Raw genomic sequence first — 17805 nt, forward strand, 5'->3', positions numbered from 1 at the left:
GGTTGCTAAGCAACCGTGTTGCGGAGTTGGCCCAGCTGGCCGACGACGACGGTCATCACGTCGCCGGCCTTCAGGAATTCGCCCGTCGCGGCACCCACGCCGGACGGCGTACCGGTGAGGATCACGTCACCGGGCTCGAGGGTCATCAGTCGTGACGCGTGCGCGACCAGCTCCGCCACGCTGAAGATCATGTCCTTTGTAGAACCTGACTGCTTGGTCACCCCGTTGACGTCGAGGTGGATATCGAGGTCCTGCGGGTCCGGCACTTCGTCTGCGGTGACCAGCCAGGGCCCGAGCGGCGCGAAGCCGTCGAGCCATTTGCCGGCCAGCCAGTCGAAGAACCAGACCATCTTGTCGTCGGTGTCGCGCGGGAAGCCGTAGTCGACCGAGCGGGCCGAGACGTCGTTGGAGGTCAGGTAGCCGGCCACGGCGTCGAGCGCGTCCTCGACAGCGACGTCGCGGACCCGGCGGCCGATCACCACCCCGAGCTCGGCCTCCCAGTCGACCTCCGAGCTGACCGCCGGCAGCGGGATCGTCGCGTCGGGGCCGACGATCGAGGTCGACGGCTTGAGGAACAGCCGAGGGCTGAGCCGCGCCTTGTCCAGCGGCTCGGCGCCGGACTCCGTGACGTGGTCCTGGTAGTTCGCGGCGGCCGCGAGCAGCTTGCCGGGGCGGGGCAACGGTGCCAGCAGCTCGACGTCGGCCAGGGCGACCTCGAGCCGAGCCTCGGTGGGCCCGCCGTCGAGATGGACCCCGAGGTCGCCGTCGCCGAACTCGACCACCCGGTCGTCGTCGGTCAGCCGGCCGTGGCGCACCTCGCCGGCGCGGCGGTAGGTGACGAGTCGCATCGTTGCTCACTCCCCTGTCTCGACCGGTTGCCCGGTCTCCATGGACCGCTGCGCGGCTTCGATCACGCGCTGCGCCCGCACCGCGTCGTGGGGGCCGATCGCCGCCCGACCAGCGCCGGAGGCGATGCCCGCCGCCAGCACGTCGAGCAGCGCGTCGACCGTGCCCGGACCGGTCCACACCAGACCGTTGGATTCCGTCGTGCGCACCTGCAGGGCCGGCTTGCGGGCGTCGACCGCGAGCACCCCGTGCGAGCCGCTGATCCGGTAGCGGTGCACCGCGAGACCGCCCGGCGGCAGGTCCCGCAACGCCGGCACCCGGCCGCAGACGATCGTGCTGGTCACCCCGTGGTCGTGGTCGAGCAGCAGCGTGACCAGGTCCGGCGAGCCGGTCGCGTGGACCCGGCGCACCTCCAGGCCGAGCAGCGCGCGCACCACGTCGACGGGATAGAGGCCGAAGTTGACGAGCTCGCCGGTGGGCGCGGGGTCGCCGCCGGCCACGACGAAGTCGCACTGGACGTTCCACGGCAGGCCGACCCGGCCGGCCCGCACCGCGGCGGTCGCCGACCGGAGAGCGGCATTGAACCGCTGGTGGTGCGCCGGCACGACCACCACCCCGTGCTCGGCCGCGAGCCGCTCGATCTCGACCGCCTCCGCCAGCGTGGCGGCGAGGGGCTTGTCGGCGAGGACGTGCTTGCCGGCCCGCACAGCGTCGGCGATCGCGGCGCCTCGCTCGGCCAGCGGCACCGCGATGCTCAGCACCTGCGCGGCCGCCGGGTCGTCCACCAGCGAGAACAAGGGATGCCGCTCGAACGCGGGCCCGTACATGGAGCTCTGGTGGTCCTGGGTGCCGATGCCCCCGTTGCCGACCAGCGCGACGGTGATCGTCATGCGGTCACCGCCACGGGCCTGCCGGTCGCGATGGACTCCTCGACGGCGACGCCGAGCACGACGGCCCGCACCGCGTCGGCCACCGGCATCTGTGGTGGCGCGCCGCCGATCGCGTCGAGCCAGGCACCTAGCTGTTTGGCGAAGCCGTTGCCACCGGCGGCCGGCAGCGTCGCCGTGCCGGCCTCGCCGAAGACGAGCGAGGACTCGCCGTCCCAGCCCTGCTCGACGATCCCCTCGGTGCCGGCGACCAGCAGCTCGCGCTGCGCCAGCGAGCCCGGGCGGTGTGCGCGGCTCATCTCGCAGACCGCGGTAGCCCCGTCGGCGTAGGTCACCACCATCTCCAGGTAGTCGTAGATGCGCAGCTCCGCCGCGGTCTGCTTGCGGCCGCGGGCGTAGATCGCGGTCGGTTCCTGGCCGAGCCACCAGGTGGCCAGGTCCAGCAGGTGTACGCCGTTGTGCAGCGCGTGCCCGCCGGAGCGGTCGGGGTCACCGACCCAGGCGCTCCAGTCGGGCCAGATCCAGCCACCGAGGATGGCCAGCCGGACCAGCTTCGGACGCCCGATCGCACCCGAGTCGATGGTCTGCTTGACCGCGACGCCGTAGTCGTAGAAGCGGTGGGTGTGCGCCGCGACCAGCACGGTGCCGGCCGCTTCGAACGCCCTGGCCAGCCGCTGCGCGTCGGCCACCGTGGTGGCCAGCGGCTTCTCCACCAGCAGGTGCTTGCCGGCCGCGGCGACCGCGAGCCCGATCGGCGCGTGCGTGTCGTTGGGCGTGCAGAGAATGACGGCGTCGACGCCGGGCCACGACAGCGCGGTGTCGAGGTCGAGGGCGTGCCGGATGCCGCCCTGCTTGCGGGCGAACGCCGCGGCGCGGCCCGGTGCGGCGTCGACGATCCCGATGAGCTCGGCCCGCGGGTCGGCGTCGATCGCACCGCTGTGCGCGTCGGCGATGAAGCCGGCGCCCACCAGCACGATTCCGATCCGATCCATCGACGTGACCTCCCCAGGCACGGAACGATGTTTCATGTTCGGTCATCCTGTGGTGGGCACGGGGCCGTGTCAAGGTCGCTCGCGTAAAACATGGAACGCCTTGCCATGTTGATGACGGTTGTTCTAGCGTCGGCTCCGCCAGCCCAACTGGATACGAGGTCGCACATGCCATCCCCTGAATCCCCGCGCGGCAAAGCCATCGCGGACGCTGCCGCGGCTGTCATCCCCGGCGGAGTCAACTCGTCGACCCGCTACATCGGCGCGCCGTACGCGTTCGTCGAGGCCGACGGCGCCTACCTGACGGACGCCGACGGCCGGCGCTACCTGGACTACCACGCCGCGTTCGGCGCGATCCTGCTCGGCCACAACGCACCCGTCGTCAACGACGCGATCCGCGCCGCGCTCGGCGGCGTCGACCTGACGGGCATCGGCGTCACCGAGCCCGAGGTGCGCCTCGCGCAGCGGATCGTCGAGGTCATCCCGTCCGCCGAGTCGATGATCGCCACGATGAGCGGCTCGGAGGCGACCGCGCAGGCGATCCGGCTGGCCCGCGGGGTCACCGACCGGGACCTCATCATCAAGTTCCAGGGCGGATTCCACGGCTGGCACGACGCGGTGGCCCGCAACGTCATCTCGACGCCGGAGAAGGCGTACGGCCGGGACCCGCTCTCGAAGGGCATCCTGGACCAGGCAGTCGACGCGACGCTGATCGCGGAGTTCAACGACCTGGACTCGGTGTCGGCGCTCTTCGACGCGCACCGCGACCGGATCGCGGCCGTCATCCTCGAGCCGATCCCGCACAACGTCGGCGCGCTGCTGCCGACGCAGGAGTTCGTCGAGGGTCTGCGCAAGCTGACCGAGCAGCAGGGCGCGCTGCTCATCTTCGACGAGGTGATCACCGGCTTCCGGCACGCGCTCGGCGGCTACCAGCAGGTGATCGGCGTGACGCCGGACCTGACCACCTTCGGCAAGGGCATGGCCAACGGCTTCCCGGTCGGTGGCCTGGCCGGCCGGCGCGACCTGATGGAGCACTTCAACGGCCAGACCGGCGACGTGCTGATGGCCGGCACGTTCAACGGCAACCCGCTGGGCTGCGCCGCCGCGCTGGCCACCATCGACTACCTCGCCGCACACCCGGACTTCTACACCCGCACCCACGCCCTGGGCGAGCGGATGCGCACCGGCCTGCGCGGCATCCTCGCGGAGCTGGGCATGCAGGCCTCGGTCGCGGGCTTCGGCGGCGTGTTCGCGGTCTACTTCCTGGCCGGCCCGGCCCTCGGCTACCGCGACCTGTTGCGCAACGACCACACGGCCTACGTCGCCTTCCACCGCGGCATGACGGAGCGCGGCTTCCTGATGCTCCCGATGTCGCTGAAGCGCAACCACATCTCGGGGTCACACACCGAGGAAGAGGTCGACCGCACCCTCGAAGCGGCCCGCGAGGTGCTCAAGACGGTGCGCTGAAAGCGGAACCGCCCGGGTCCGTGGTGGGCCCGGGCGGTTCTTGGTGCGTGCCGGTCAGTCGCAGGACGTCCCGTTCAGCTTGATGTTGCTCGGGCGGCCGGTGCCGTTTCCGTTGGCCAGGAACCCAAAGTTGGCGCTGGAGCCCTCGGACAGGCCACCGTTCCAGCTCTCGTTGCGGGCCGTCACCTTGTTGCCCGACTGGCTGACGCGGGCGCCCCAGGCGCTGGTGATCCGTTGGCTGCCGCCGAACGTCCACGTCAGCGTCCACGAGCTGACCGCCGGGCCGTCGTTGCGGACCCGGACGTTGCCGATCAGCAGGCCCGCGATGCCGTTGGCGCTGTAGCTGACCGTGCACGCCCCTTCCGGCTCGTTCGGAGTCTCGCTCGGGGTCTCACTCGGCGTCTCGCTCGGGGACGGCGACGTCGTGGGCGTCGCGGTCGGCGTGGTGGTCGGGTCCGCCGTCGGCGACAGGGTCGGCGTCGGCGAGGTCGTAGGCGAGGTCGTCGGGTCCGGCGTCGGCATCGTCACCGTGAACTTGAAGATCCGGTCGTCGCTCGCCGTCGGGTTGCCGCGCCCGTCGCGGTTGCTGGTGGCCACCCAGAGCGAACCGTCCGGTGCCTTCTCGACCGTACGCAGCCGACCGAACCGCCCGTTGAGCGCCGCCACCGGCGTGCCGACCCCGCCCGAGCCGTTCAGCGGCACCACCCAGAGCCGGTTGCCACGCAGCGCCGCGACGAACAGCGAGTCGCCGATGATGGCCGCGCCGCTCGGGGAGGCCTCCGCCGGGCTCCAGGTGAGGAGCGGGTTGCGGTACGCCGGGTTGGTGGAGTTGCCCTCCGCGTTCGGCCAGCCGTAGTTGCCGCCGGGCTCGATCCGGTTGACCTCGTCGTACGTGTCCTGGCCGAACTCGGTCGCGTAGAGCCGGCCTGCGGAGTCCCAGGCGAGGCCCTGCACGTTGCGGTGGCCGGAGCTGTAGACCAGGGAGCCCGCGGTCGGGTTGTCGCCCGGCACGCTCCCGTCGGGACGCATCCGGAGGATCTTCCCGTTGGGGCTGGCGGGGCTCTGCGCCCGGCTGGGCACGCCGGCGTCGCCGACACCGGCGTACAGCATGCCGTCCGGGCCGAACGCGATCCGGCCGCCGTTGTGGCTGTTGCCCTTCGCGATCCCGGTGATGATCGGGGTCTGCGCCGCCAGGTCGGTCACCTTGAAGCGCACGATGCGGTTGTCGGTGGCCGTCGTGAAGTAGGCGTAGACGAGGGCGTCGGTCGCATACGTCGGCGACACCGTCAGGCCGAGCAGGCCGCCCTCGCCGCCCGAGACGACGTTGGGCACCACACCGACGATCCCGGTCGGCTCGCCGGGCTGAACGTGGAGGATCTGCCTGCGGTCGCGTTCCGCGACGAGCGCCGAACCGTCCGGCAGGTACGTCATTCCCCACGGCACGCGCAGGTTGCTCGCGGCCGTGGTCGGGTTGATGAAGTCGACGGTCGGTGTGGTGGCGGACAGCTTGGTCCGGGTCACCGGCCGGTCCACCGCGACGGCGATCCCGGCGACGCTCAACGCGACGCCGGCCACGGCCGCGGCGGCGGCGATGGCGGGTTTGTGCATGGACAGCTCCCGAAGCGAAGACGGCTCTTGTGTTCGCCACGGTGCCAGCCGACACGAGAAGGTTACGGCCAGATTGGACATTTAACGCAAAAGGGTGAATTGCTCGAATTGGCCCTCCCGTCACGCGACGCCCAGGTACGAGCCGTCCACCCAGTCGCTGACGATGCCGGCGTAGTTGCCCGGCTGTTCCTCCCACGCCGCGTGCCCGCAGTCCAGCACGTCCAGGCGGCTTGACGGGAGCTTCTCGTTGAGCACCTCCGCGTCGCGGGCCAGGCCGTACGGGTCGTCGCGGCCGGCGATGATCTGCACCGGCGTCCGGATCGTCGCCAACAGCGGATCCAACGCGGCCAGATCGGCGGGGTACGACCGCAGGTAGGCCAACGACCCGGCGAACCGGTCACCGGAGTACGAGGCGGCGTAGTCGTCCCGGATTGTGCGCGGCAGTCGCTCGTCGACGAAGCCGGCCACCACCCGCTGCCCGTCCGGAACCGCGCCGAGGTCGTCCTCGACCAGCGTGCGCAACGGCCCCTCGAGCGTCAGAGGGTGCGTGGCCGCGCCCCCGCCGACGACCACGCTGCGGAACAGGTCGGGTTGCGCGGCCGCCGCGAACAGCACCGCGGCGGTGCCGACGTCCGGGCCGACCGCGTGTGGCTGTTCGAGGCCGAAGTGGTCGACGAGGTGCGTGACGAACTCACCCATCACCCGTGGCGACATCAGCTCCGCGCGCCCCTCGGAACGACCGAAGCCCGGCAGGTCGACGGCGATCACCGGGCGTTCGGCGGCGAGGGCGGACCAGATCGGGGTGTACGCGTACAGGCTCTCCGGCCACGGGCTGAGCAGCAGCAACGTGTCCGCTTCGCGGTCGGACCGGCTGACCGGGCTGGAAACGTACCGGATGCCCAGGTCGTCGATCACGTCGAACCGTTCTTCGTCCATCACGCCAGCAGAACGCGTCCGCCCATCCCCCGAATCACCTGAATACGTGAGCGCCGCTCGCTAGGTTGTGGAAGGTGGCACGGGTGGTTCTGCGTGGTCGCTCGGCGGCGATGTCGGCAGCGATGCCGGCGCTGCGCCGGGCGGCACGGCACGGCCAGAGCGGCATGGTGGTGGTCACCGGCGAGGCCGGCATCGGAAAGACCGCCGTACTCGACGCGATCGGCGCACAGGCCACCGGAATGGGCTTCCGCACCGGGGTCGGCAAGGCCGACGAGATCGGCCGGATCTCGCCTGGCGCACCCGTCCTGCTGGCCCTGCGCAGCGGACCGCGGCCGCTGCTGGACGCCGAGGCCCTGGCCGAGCTCGACCACCTCAGCAACCATCCGCTCGTGCTCGTCGACCGGGTGGGCGCCCGGCTCGAACGGGTCGCCAGCGTAGCGCCGGTGCTGGTGGTCGTCGACGACGTGCAGTGGGCCGACCAGCTCAGCCGGCTGGCGCTGCGCGTCCTGCCGGACCGGTTGGCCGGCAACCCGGTGGTCTGGGCGTTCGCCACCCGCGATCCGAGCGACGAGCTGACCACGACACCGTCAGCGGTTCCGGTGGAGACCATCGCGCTCGGGCCGCTCACCGACGCCGACGTCGCCGCCATCGCGCGGGACCGGCTCGGTCACCCGGCCAGCCCGGCGACGGCGCGGATGCTCGAAGGTGTCGGCGGCAACCCGTTCCTGGTCACCCAGATCCTCGACGGGCCGGAGCACGACGGCGAGCCGCCGGCCAGCTTCGTCAGGGCGGTCGAGGCGGCGCTGGATGCCCTGCCGGACAGGACTGTCGTGCTGCTGGCCGCGGTGCTCGGCCGGCCGTTCGCGATCGACGAGGCGCAGCGGGTCCTCCCGTCGGTGACCGCCGCGGACGTCAACCACGCCGTGGCGGCCGGGCTGCTCACCGGCGACGGCCACCGGCTGAGCTTCCGGCACGACCTGGTCCGGGAGACCGTCTACGCGGGACTGTCGGAAGCGGTTCGGCGGGACCTGCATCGCCGGTGCGCGCGTTACCTGCTGGCCTCCGGCCACGACGCGCTGGCCGCGGCGCCGCACGCCCGGGCCGCGGCGACGCCCGGCGACGAGGAGAGCGCCGCGATCCTGTGTGAGGCGGCGCACCAGGCGGTGCCGGTGCTGCCGGCCACGGCGGGCGACCTGGTGGTCGAGGCGTTCGAGCTGGTCCGGCCGGCGCAGGGCTCGTGGGAGTCGACCGGCGAACGGTGCGTCGAGGTGCTGCACAGGGTGCAGCGCTGCGCGGACGCGGTGCGGATCGCCGACGCCGTGCTGGCCCGGGTCCGCGACGCCGAGACGTACGCCCGGGTCCAGGTGGTCGCGGCCCAGGCGCTCTGGCAGATCGGCCGGCCCGCGGAGTCGGTGGCCCGGATCGACGACGCGCTGGCCGCGCCGGATGTCTCCCCCGCGCTGCGGGCCCGGTTGACGGCGGCCCGCGCCCTGGCGTTGACCCGGAAGGAGCCCGCGTGGAAGGCCCGGGTCGCGGCCGAGCCGGCCCTGCGGGACGCGCGCTCGGTCGACGACCACGACGCGACGATGCTGGCCCTGCGGGCGATGGGCGAGCTGGGTCGCAACAGCGGTCACCACGCCGAGTCGCTGGCCTACTTCCGTGAGCTGCGCGCGGTCAGCGGGACCAGCTACCTGGCCGAGGAGATCATCGAGCTGCAGTTGCTCGACCGGTACGCGGACGCGGGCGCGCTGCTGGACGCCGCGCACCAGGACGACCGGGGCGGCATCGAGGCCACCCTGCCGTCCATGACCGCCGCGCGGATGTGGCAGGACTTCAACCTCGGTCGGCTGGACGACGCGGAGGCCGGGGCCCGCACCCTGCTCACCATCGGCCGCGAGATCGGCGACCACGTGCACGAGCTCGACGCGGTGCTCGTCCTCGGCGCGGTCGCGCTGCTGCGCGGCAACCTGGCCGAGGCCGCCGGCCGGCTGGCTCCGGCGGACGACGACGGGCACGTCGAGGATTCGGTGCGGCTCCCCGGCCTCCGGCTGATGGAGGGCTGGCTGGCCGCCAGCGACGGGCGGGCCCACGACGCGCGGTCGATCCTGCGGCCACTGCTCTACGGAGCCCGCGACTCCCGGGCCGACTGGCCGTGGTGGCCCGGCTGGATGCGGGTCTTCGTGCGGGTCGGGCGCGCGACCGGCGACGCGCGGTTCACGGGCGAGGCGGTGGCGATCGCCGCGGAGGGCGCCGCCCGCAACCCGGGTGTGGCCAGTTTCGAAGGCGTGTCGCTGGCCCTGCGGGGCCTGGCGCACAAGGACCTGCGCCTGCTCACGGCCGCGAACCGGGTGCTCGACCGCAGCCCACGACCGATGCTGCGGGGCAACGCCGCCGAGGACCGTGGCCGGATGCTGCTCGCGTACGGACGGCGCGACGAGGGCATCGCCGAGCTGGACCGGGCGTGGGCGATCTACCACGGGATCGGGGCGCGGTCGGCCGTGGTCGGGGTGCAGCAGGTGATGCGCCGGGCCGGTGCCCGCCGGGCCAAGTGGGAGACGGACGGGGCCAGACCTCAGCAGGGTTGGGCGGCGCTCACCGACGCGGAGGTCAAAGTGGCCGAGCTGATCAGCGCCGGGCACACCAACAAGGCGGCCGCCCGGCTGCTCAACCTCTCGCCCAACACGGTCAGCACCCACCTGCGCTCGATCTTCACCAAGCTGGACGTGCAGTCGCGGGTGCAGCTCACCAACGCGGTGCACGAGCTTCGCCCCGAAAGCTGAGGGCCGCCCCAGGCGGGACGGCCCTTCGCTCGAGACTGCGGATCAGGCGCCGATGTTCTTGTTCGTGACGCTCCAGGTGACCGCGATGCCGGGCTTGGCGAAGTCGCCGTCGGGCCAGTTGGAGGCCGGGTTGGCGACCGAGGCACCCGAGATCTCACCCGGGTGCTGCACGGCGACGAACACGCTCTTGTTGTCCTCGGTGATCCACGGGCCGCAGGTCTCGGCGCCGTAGGGCACGCTCAGGAACTGCTTGAGGTGACCGGCCTCCGGGCCCTCCAGCGGCGTCGCGAACAGGCCGTCGTTGCTGCCCAGCGCGTTGCCGTCGGTGGAGATCCAGAGGTTGCCGGCACCGTCGAACGCGACGTTGTCGGGGCAGGAGATCGGCGAGACCTTGGTCTTGTCGTACCCCATGAAGTAGGTCGCGGGATCCGTCGGGTCGCCGCAGACGATCGGCACGCGCCAGGTGAACGTCGTGCCGGTGTGGTCGTCGTTGTCCTCGGTGATCTCGAGGATGTGCCCGTGCTTGTTGGCGTTGCGCGGGTTGGCCTCGTCCGCCGCCGGGTTGGTGCCGACGCCGCGGTTGGTGTTGTTGGTCAGCGCGGCGTAGATCTTGCGGTTGACCGGGTTCGGCTCGACGTCCTCCGGACGGTCCAGCTTGGTCGCGCCCACCTTGTCGCCGGCGAGCCGGGTGAAGACCAGCACCTCTTCGACGGTCATCCCGTCGACCATCGACTTGCCGCCCTTGACCAGCGGGATCCACATGCCGGTGCCGTTGAACGCGCCGTCGGTGGGCAGCTTGCCCGAGCCGTCGATCTCGGTCGCCGAGGTGTAGCCGAGCTTGGCGACGTAGAGCGTGCCCGACTCCAGCAGAGTCAGGTTGTGCCGGCGGGCCTCGGAGTTGTTGCGGCCGTCGATCTTCTTGTCGGAGACGAACTTGTAGAGGTAGTCGAACCGCTCGTCGTCACCCATGTACGCGACCGCCCGGCCGTCGCGCGCCTTGATGATGTTGGCGCCCTCGTGCTTGAACCGGCCCATCGCGGTGTGCTTGCGCGGGGTCGAGCCCGGCGTGAACGGGTCGAACTCGACGACCCAGCCGAAACGGTTGGCCTCGTTGGGGTTCTTCGTCAGGTCGAAGCGCTCGTCGGCCCGCTCCCACTTGCGGCTGCCCGACGGGTAGCGGTTGACGGTGTCGATGCCGTACCGGGTAAACCGGGCCTTGGCGTCGCCCGTCGAGGTCTCCGCGCCGACGAAGTACTGGTTGAAGTTCTCCTCGCCCGACAGGATCGTGCCCCACGGCGTGACGCCACCGGCGCAGTTGTTCATCGTGCCGATCACGTCGGTGCCGGTGCGGTCGGCGGCGGTCTTCAGCAGCGCGCTGCCGGCGGCCGGCCCGGTCAGCCGGAAGTGCGTCTGGAGCGTGGTCAGGCGCCGGTTGTAGGGCCGCCTCCCGTTGGTGACGAGCTCGTACTGGCCGGTCTTGCCGACCCGCTCGACCTCGACCACCGACATGCCGTGCGCGGCCATCGCGATCTTGATCTGCTCGACGGTCAGCGCGTCCTGGCTCACGAAGTTCGGAAACATCAGGTCTTCGTTGGTGTACTCGTGGTTGCACACGAGCAGCGCGCGGTCGCCCTTCCGGTCAAGCGGCAGCACGGCGACGAAGTCGTTGTTGTAGCCGAACTGCTTGAGCTGCGCGGCCACGCTCTGGTTGCGGACGTCGAACCGCGGCGCGCCGGGCACCACCGGGTCGCCCCAGCGGATCACCACGGAGTGGTCGTAGCCGTTGGGCACGACCAGCGCGTCGACCCGGTTGGGCGCGACGGCCTTGAAGGTCAGGTTCGTGGTCTGCGGGGTCGTCGCGTGCAGGTCCGCGACCGGCGGCAGCGCCGGCGGGGCCTCCGCGGCGAACGCCGGGGTGCCGCTGAGCATGGCGGCGCCACCGAGGCCGAGCGCGACCGCGCCGGCCGCTCCGGTGCGCAGCACGCCGCGGCGGGTGACCTCGTTCTTCACCAGGTCACCGAAGTACTCGTTATCGGAACCGTTCGGCACGGCGTGGTCGCACGCGTTTCCGCAGCGGTAGAGGCAGGTCATGCGGTCACGACCGTGCGAAACCTTGGCCACGCCCACGATTGGCAACTGGCGGCGGATCTGGTCCGTCATTCGGGCTCTCCTAGAACCGTCGACAAATCTCTCCGTCAAAGACAGCCGCACCGTAATCAGAGCAGGTAAACATGGAAAAGCCGCAATGTGAACCACGGACGTAGAACCCCTGGTTAGGGTACCCTTAGCGCCTGCGCGATGACCGCTATCGCATGGTCCCCCGCCGAGAGTACGGCGCAGAAGTTCAAGAATGCGTGGGGCGTGTCCGCGTACTCCACATAGCTCGCTTCGTCGAGTCGTTCGGCGTACGCCTCCGCTTCCTTTCGCAATGGGTCCCGGCCGGCGGCGATCACCAGGGTCGGCGGGAGCCCGGCCAGTGACGGCGCGCGCAGCGGGGCCGCATAGACCGGGGCCGGGCCGGGCAGATACTGCCGGTCCGCCCAGGTCGGCTCGGCCGGCACGTCGAGCACCGGGTAGCAGAGCACCTGCCGGTCCAGCCGCGGGCCGTTCTCGTCCCGGGCGCGGAGCGTGGCACCGGCGACCAGGGCACCGCCGGCGCTCTGCCCACCGGCCGCGAGCCGCCCGTCGCCACCGAGCAGCCGCCCGTGCGCGCTCAGCCAGCACATCGCGTCGTACGTGTCGTCGAGCGCGGCCGGATAGGGATGCTCCGGCGCGAGCCGGTACTCCAGCGAGACGACCGTGCGGCCGGACCGGTGGGCCAGCCCGGAGCAGACGTGATCGAGGTCGGCCACCGTGCCGCCGACGAAACCGCCGCCGTGCAGCCAGAGCAGCAGGGGCCGCGGCCCTGGCGCGGCCTGGTAGACCCGGGCCAGCGTCGGACCGCCGACGAGCGGCAGGTAGAGATCGGCGCCGTGCACTGCTGGGTCCAACGTGCCTCCGAGGGCCGGCTCGGGCGGCAAGGCGCGACCTGCGAGTAGCGTGGCGAGGTCCGCTACCTCAGATGCGGCGCCGACGACCGTGAACGCGTCGGCCTCCGCGGTGAACCGGGGCTCGCTGACGATCCGCCGGTTCACCGGGCACCCGCCGGCACGGCGTCGAGGTGCAGGGCGGCGTGCCAGAACGACGGTCGGCCGGGCACCGTGAACACCCGGGTCGCGAGTGGGCCGACCCGATCTCGCCAGTCCTCCTCGGCATAGCCGGCGAACTGGTCGAGCAGGGCCGCGCGGGTGCTGGCCAGCCGGTCGAGCAACAGGTCGGCCGCGAGCAACCGGCCGGCGGCCACACCGGCCCGGTTGAGTGCCCGCCCGGTCTCGGCGGTCTCGAAGGCCGGCGCCAGGCTCCAGTGGTCCCGGCCCCGGTCGGCCTCGGTGAGCACGGCCAGGTTGATCTCGTCCCACATGAGCACGTGCGCGACCAGGTCGTGCAGCGACGCGCAGAAGTCGCCGAGGGGCCCGGCCGAGGTCGCGAAGTCCCGTGCGAGCGCGTCGCCGTCGAGTCCGTCGACCGCGGCGAGCAGGAGGGAGTGGTCGGTGCGCAGGCGGTCGGCCGCCTGCGCCAGGGAAAGCGGCTCGGTCATGTCGCCAAACCAAACAGTTGTTCGGGTCCGGACCGAGCGGGCTGACCGAATCCGTCAGCGCAGCAGGAGGCCGAGCACGTCGCCGCCCAGGGCCTCGACGGCCGGCGCGTCGAGCTCGTACTGGACGAACCGGCCGCGCCGGGTCGCCCGCGCGAGGCCGGCGGCGGCCAAAGCCCGCAGGTGCCGGTTGACCAGCGTCGGGTCGACATGCCAGAGGTCGGCGACCTCGCCGGCGGTACGCGGCTCGGTGGCGATCGCCCTGGCCACCTCCAGCCGCCCGGGGTTGGCCAGCGCGGTCAGCCGGCGCAGCACGTCACGGGTCGACAGCACCGGCGGCCCGGCGTCGACCGGGTGGATCAGCACGAGCGGCCGCCCCGGCACGTCGGCGACGTAGACGTGCGGCCGGATCAGCGTGCTCGGCACCACCACCAGGCCGCGGCGGGACACGTCGTGCCGGCGGTTGGCCACCTTGGCGATCGACACACCGGCGCCGGCGGCTGTGATCGACGGATCCAGGGTGGCCAGCGCGGCCGCCGGCCCGTGCGCGGCCAGGTCGAGCGCGAACCGCCGGGTCCGGGCGGCCAGCACCGGCCGCACCGCGAGCCACCGGGCCGCGAACCAGGTCTCCCAACTCTCGGCCAGGAACTCCAGGAACTCCGTCACCGCCGGTCCTGGGCGCTCGACCAGGGCCGTGACCTGGTCGCCGAGTCCGCGTGCCTGGGCGTACCGGAGCGCCGCGGCGGGGTCACCGGGCGGCGAGATCGGCCGGATGAGCTGGGTGGCCAGCCGGCGGGGCGGCAAGGCCCGGAGGCGGTCGAGCTGGGCCGCGAAACCGTCGTCGGAGCCCCAGACCGTGACGAACGGGGCGGCCCGGATCGCCCGCGTCGTGAACGCCCAGCGGCGCACCCGGCGACGCAGCCCGGCGCTCATCGGCGGCAGGTCGGCGGCGTGGTGGCCGGGGTCACCGACCGCGTGCAGCGCGGAGCCCAGCTCGGACAGCGGGGACACCGCGGCCGAGACGCTGGTCAGACCGACAACCGCGACTGGCATGGCGAACAAAGATCATAGGCCCAGCAGTCGGGGGTACGTTGGGTCACGAGTCGGTCACGCGGGGGGACGGGCACGAACGGGATGAGCGCGGGCAGCGGCGTGGGCGAGACGCAGAAGTCGGGGACGGTCCAGGGCTCCGGCGTGTCCGAGATCGTCGACGCGCTGCGGGTCGGGCCGTTCCGCCGGCTGTTCCTGGTGCTCGGCCTGTCCGCCCTGGGCGACTGGCTGGGTCTGCTGGCCGGCGCCGCGTTCGCGTCGTCCCAGGTCTCCGGCGCGACGGCCAAGGGCGCCGCGTTCGGCTCCGTGATCGCGGTGCAGCTGTTGCCGGCGTTCTTCCTCGGCCCACTCTCCGGAGTGATCGCCGACCGGTTCGACCGGCGCCTCACGATGGTGATCTCCGACGTGGTGCGGTTCGTGCTGTTCCTGTCGATCCCGATCGTCGGCTTCATCGAGGACAGCTCGGTGCGCGTGGTCACCTGGACCGCCATCGCGCTGTTCCTGGCACAGGTCGCCGCGCAGATCTGGACCCCGGCCAAGGAGGCGGCGGTGCCGAACCTGCTGCCCCGCTCCCGGCTGGAGGCGGCCAACCAGCTCACCCTGGCGACCACGTACGGCATCACGCCGATCCTGGCCGCCCTGCTGTTCAGCGGCATGGCCCGGCTGCCCCGCCCGGGTGGGGTCGGTCCGGCCGACTACGCCCTGATCTTCGACGCGCTCACCTTCCTCGCGTCCGCCTTCGTGGTGCTGTTCTTCGCCAAGGAGATGTCCGAACGCACGGCCCGGCCGACGCCGGTGAAGAAGAATGAGGAGAAGGAGGAGAACGAGCACGCCGTGCCCGGCAAGCAGGCGATGCGGGACCTGCTCGACGGTGGCCGCTTCATCGTCCGTACGCGGCTCGTGCGCGGCATCGTGGTCGGTGTGCTCGGCGCGTTCGCCGGTGCCGGTGTGGTGATCGGCACGGCGAACTTCTACGCCCGGTCGCTGGGCGGCGGCGACGCCACGTTCGGCATCCTGTTCGCCGCGATCTTCGCCGGGTTCGGCGTCGGCATCGCCGGCGGTCCGGCGCTGGTCGGCACCCTGTCCCGGCGCCGCTGGTTCGCACTGTCGATCGTGCTGGCCGGCATAGCCGTGATCGGGCTGTCGGTCGCGCCCCGGCTGTCGCTGGCGGTGCTCGGCGCGGCGATCACCGGCGCGGCCGCGGGCATGGCCTTCCTGTCCGGCCTCACCCTGATCGGCGGCGAGATCACCGACGACGTACGCGGCCGGGTCGTCGCCTTCATCCAGTCGGCCGTGCGGATCACCCTGCTGCTCGCGATCGCGCTGTCCAGCGTGATCGTCGGCCTCGGCGCCTCCCGGGAGATCCATGTCGGCCCGATCGACTTCAGCCTGTCCACCACCCGGCTGCTGCTGTTCGTGATCGGCCTCGCCGGCATCGCCGTGGGCATCCTGGCGTTCCGCCAGATCGACGATCGGCCCGGCGTGCCGGTCTGGAAGGACATCTGGCGAGGGGTACGCCGCCGCCCGCTCTCCGACACCGCCAAAAAGCGTCCCTGAGCCGTGTCGAACAAGCCGCCCTCCGAGCTCACCGTCCAGCGCCGCTTCTCGCAGTGGTTCCTGCGCGGCGCCGAACACCGCGACCTGAACCCGCCAGCCCCGTTCGCCCGGCCACCGCAGCAGGAGCGCCGGCACAGCTGGTGGCGGGTGATGTGCCTGTCCGGCCTCGACTACTTCTCCACCCTGGGCTACCAGCCGGGCATCGCGGCGCTGGCCGCCGGCGTGCTGTCGCCGCTGGCGACCATCGTGCTGGTGCTGGTCACGCTGTTCGGCGCGCTGCCCGTCTATCGCCGGGTGGCCCGGGAGAGCCCGCACGGCGCCGGCTCGATCGCGATGCTCGGCAGGCTGCTCTCGTACTGGCAGGGCAAGCTCGTCGTGCTCGTGCTCCTGGGTTTCGCGGCGACGGACTTCATCATCACGATGACCCTCTCCGCGGCCGACGCCACCGCGCACATCAACGAGAACCCGTTCTGGCCGGACGCGCTGCGCGGCCACCAGGTGCTGATCACCCTGGTGCTGCTCGCGCTGCTCGGCGGCGTGTTCCTCAAGGGCTTCACCGAGGCGATCGGCATCGCGGTGGTGCTGGTGGGTGTCTATCTCGCACTCAACGTGGTGGTGGTCGTCGACGGGCTGATCCGGGTGATCGACCACCCGACGCTGACCGACGACTGGTGGTCGGCGTTGACCACCATGCACGGTGGGCCACTGGCGATCATCGGGATGTCGATCATCATCTTCCCGCGGCTGGCGCTGGGCCTGTCCGGCTTCGAGACGGGCGTGGCGGTGATGCCGCACATCAAGGGCGCGCCCGGCGACACCGAGCAGAACCCGGTCGGCCGGATCCGGGGCGCCCGCAAACTGCTCGCCACGGCCGCCATCACGATGAGCTGTTTCCTGATCACGACCAGCATCATCACCACGATCCTGATCCCGGCCGACGCCTTCGACCCGGGCGGCCCGGCCAACGGGCGCGCGCTGGCGTTCCTCGCGCACGAGAACCTCGGATCGATGTTCGGGACCGTGTACGACCTCTCGACGATCTTCATCCTCTGGTTCGCGGGCGCGTCGGCGATGGCCGGGCTGCTCAACCTCGTGCCGCGCTTCCTGCCGCGGTTCGGGATGGCCCCGAACTGGGCCACGGCGGTGCGGCCGCTGGTCGTCGTCTTCACCGCGATCGCCTTCTTCATCACCTGGCTGTTCGACGCCGACGTGACCGCGCAGGGCGGCGCGTACGCGACCGGTGTCCTGGTGTTGATCACCTCGGCCGCGATCGCCGTGACGATCTCCAGCCGGCGAGCCCGGCAACGCAAGCAGACCATCGCGTTCGGGCTGATCTCGCTGGTGTTCATCTACACGACCATCGACAACGTGATCGAGCGCCCGGACGGCGTGAAGATCGCGGGGAGCTTCATCGGTGCCATGATTCTCGTTTCGATCCTGTCCCGCCTCTACCGGGCCTTCGAGATCCGCTTCACCAGCGTCCAGTTCGACGAGATCGGCCAGCAGTTGCTCGAGGACTGCAAGGGCACGGTGGTGCGGATCATCGCGAACCATCCGGACGCCCTGGACGCGGAGGAGTACCGCGCCAAGCTACGCAAGATCGTCGACGAGGACGTCCTGCCCGAGGTGCACGACGTGATGTTCGCCGAGGTGACCATCACGGACCCGTCCGACTTCGAGTCGGACCTCCAGGTGCGGGGCAAGATCCGGCACGGCCGGTACCGGGTGTTCACGATGGCCAGCCCCAACGTGGCCACCGCGCTGGCCGCGCTGCTCCTGCAGATCCAGAAGACGACCGGCCACCGGCCGCACATCTACTTCGAGTGGACGGAAGGGAACCCGGTCTCGAACTTCCTGCGCTACCTCGCCTTCGGCCAGGGCGAGGTGGCACCGGTGACCCGGGAGATCCTCCGCGAACACGAGCCGGACCGGATGAAGCGACCCCACGTGCACGTCGGCTAGTAGGGCTTTGTCATGGTCCGCGTCCTGGACGGTGGCGGCGTTGCGGGAAGTGGGTTTGGCAGGTGGGGCAGGTGCCGATGAGGCGGGCG

At 71.6% G+C, this 17805-nt stretch carries 13 protein-coding genes; 4 read left to right on the forward strand and 9 right to left on the reverse strand.

What is annotated here, in order from left to right; translation table 11 throughout:
* Positions 1 to 5 precede the first annotated feature (5 nt).
* From CHC05_RS36060 to CHC05_RS36070, 3 genes are read right to left on the reverse strand one after another with little or no spacing between them, the layout of a single operon-like run.
* Positions 6 to 848, reverse strand: coding sequence for a fumarylacetoacetate hydrolase family protein (locus CHC05_RS36060; RefSeq protein ID WP_089255121.1), 843 nt, complete (start codon positions 846 to 848; stop codon positions 6 to 8).
* Positions 849 to 854: 6 nt separating this feature from the next.
* Positions 855 to 1736: a Gfo/Idh/MocA family protein gene (locus CHC05_RS36065; protein WP_089255122.1), complete on the reverse strand. Its 882-nt coding sequence runs from the start codon at positions 1734 to 1736 to the stop codon at positions 855 to 857.
* On the reverse strand, positions 1733 to 2725 hold the full coding sequence (locus CHC05_RS36070; RefSeq protein WP_179266526.1) for a Gfo/Idh/MocA family protein: 993 nt from the start codon (positions 2723 to 2725) through the stop codon (positions 1733 to 1735). Before CHC05_RS36070 ends, CHC05_RS36065 begins: the two co-directional genes overlap by 4 nt.
* Positions 2726 to 2890: 165 nt before the next feature.
* On the opposite strand from CHC05_RS36070, the gene CHC05_RS36075 reads away from it, so the two are divergent.
* Positions 2891 to 4189 carry an aspartate aminotransferase family protein gene (locus CHC05_RS36075; protein WP_089255124.1) on the forward strand — a complete coding sequence of 433 codons (1299 nt, stop codon included), beginning with the start codon at positions 2891 to 2893 and terminating at the stop codon, positions 4187 to 4189.
* Between the two features lie 54 nt (positions 4190 to 4243).
* On the opposite strand, the gene CHC05_RS36080 is transcribed toward CHC05_RS36075, so the two are convergent.
* Together CHC05_RS36080 and CHC05_RS36085 are read right to left on the reverse strand one after the other, a co-directional pair.
* A complete protein-coding gene (locus tag CHC05_RS36080) occupies positions 4244 to 5797 on the reverse strand; it encodes a PQQ-dependent sugar dehydrogenase (RefSeq protein WP_089255125.1) in 1554 nt (517 codons plus the stop codon).
* Between the two features lie 120 nt (positions 5798 to 5917).
* Positions 5918 to 6733 (reverse strand): alpha/beta fold hydrolase, encoded by an 816-nt coding sequence (locus CHC05_RS36085; protein ID WP_089255126.1) that lies wholly within the window; start codon positions 6731 to 6733, stop codon positions 5918 to 5920.
* A gap of 83 nt (positions 6734 to 6816) precedes the next feature.
* Between CHC05_RS36085 and CHC05_RS36090 the strand changes: the two genes are divergently transcribed.
* Complete coding sequence (locus CHC05_RS36090) at positions 6817 to 9513, forward strand: helix-turn-helix transcriptional regulator (protein ID WP_179266527.1); 2697 nt, start codon at positions 6817 to 6819, stop codon at positions 9511 to 9513.
* Between the two features lie 42 nt (positions 9514 to 9555).
* Here CHC05_RS36090 and CHC05_RS36095 read toward each other — a convergent pair whose 3' ends face one another.
* The 4 genes from CHC05_RS36095 to CHC05_RS36105 form a co-directional block, all read right to left on the reverse strand.
* The gene (locus CHC05_RS36095) at positions 9556 to 11673 is read right to left on the reverse strand and encodes a PhoX family protein (protein WP_089255128.1); all 2118 of its coding nucleotides are present in this window, start codon (positions 11671 to 11673) and stop codon (positions 9556 to 9558) included.
* A gap of 113 nt (positions 11674 to 11786) precedes the next feature.
* A complete protein-coding gene (locus tag CHC05_RS36100; protein ID WP_179266528.1) occupies positions 11787 to 12647 on the reverse strand; it encodes an alpha/beta hydrolase in 861 nt (286 codons plus the stop codon).
* Entirely contained in the window at positions 12644 to 13150 is a 507-nt protein-coding gene (locus tag CHC05_RS41870; RefSeq protein WP_179266529.1) for a maleylpyruvate isomerase N-terminal domain-containing protein, read from the reverse strand. Before CHC05_RS41870 ends, CHC05_RS36100 begins: the two co-directional genes overlap by 4 nt.
* Positions 13151 to 13204: 54 nt before the next feature.
* On the reverse strand, positions 13205 to 14200 hold the full coding sequence (locus tag CHC05_RS36105) for a DUF5937 family protein (protein WP_144022924.1): 996 nt from the start codon (positions 14198 to 14200) through the stop codon (positions 13205 to 13207).
* A 195-nt stretch (positions 14201 to 14395) separates the two neighbouring features.
* On the opposite strand from CHC05_RS36105, the gene CHC05_RS36110 reads away from it, so the two are divergent.
* Positions 14396 to 15754, forward strand: coding sequence for an MFS transporter (locus tag CHC05_RS36110; protein ID WP_425426899.1), 1359 nt, complete (start codon positions 14396 to 14398; stop codon positions 15752 to 15754).
* Between the two features lie 3 nt (positions 15755 to 15757).
* A complete protein-coding gene (locus CHC05_RS36115; RefSeq protein WP_218824785.1) occupies positions 15758 to 17716 on the forward strand; it encodes an APC family permease in 1959 nt (652 codons plus the stop codon).
* Positions 17717 to 17805 lie beyond the last annotated feature (89 nt).

The sequence above is a fragment of the Asanoa hainanensis genome (assembly GCF_900188485.1).
Taxonomy (GTDB): Bacteria; Actinomycetota; Actinomycetes; order Mycobacteriales; family Micromonosporaceae; genus Asanoa; species Asanoa hainanensis.

Excerpts from the sequence above, each read along its gene's own strand:
- CHC05_RS36060 (WP_089255121.1), bottom strand. The coding sequence starts at position 848 with ATGCGACTCGTCACCTACCGCCGCGCCGGCGAGGTGCGCCACGGCCGG.
- CHC05_RS36065 (WP_089255122.1), bottom strand. The coding sequence starts at position 1,736 with ATGACGATCACCGTCGCGCTGGTCGGCAACGGGGGCATCGGCACCCAG.
- CHC05_RS36070 (WP_179266526.1), bottom strand. The coding sequence starts at position 2,725 with ATGGATCGGATCGGAATCGTGCTGGTGGGCGCCGGCTTCATCGCCGAC.
- CHC05_RS36075 (WP_089255124.1), top strand. The coding sequence starts at position 2,891 with ATGCCATCCCCTGAATCCCCGCGCGGCAAAGCCATCGCGGACGCTGCC.
- CHC05_RS36080 (WP_089255125.1), bottom strand. The coding sequence starts at position 5,797 with ATGCACAAACCCGCCATCGCCGCCGCCGCGGCCGTGGCCGGCGTCGCG.
- CHC05_RS36085 (WP_089255126.1), bottom strand. The coding sequence starts at position 6,733 with ATGGACGAAGAACGGTTCGACGTGATCGACGACCTGGGCATCCGGTAC.
- CHC05_RS36095 (WP_089255128.1), bottom strand. The coding sequence starts at position 11,673 with ATGACGGACCAGATCCGCCGCCAGTTGCCAATCGTGGGCGTGGCCAAG.
- CHC05_RS41870 (WP_179266529.1), bottom strand. The coding sequence starts at position 13,150 with ATGACCGAGCCGCTTTCCCTGGCGCAGGCGGCCGACCGCCTGCGCACC.
- CHC05_RS36105 (WP_144022924.1), bottom strand. The coding sequence starts at position 14,200 with ATGCCAGTCGCGGTTGTCGGTCTGACCAGCGTCTCGGCCGCGGTGTCC.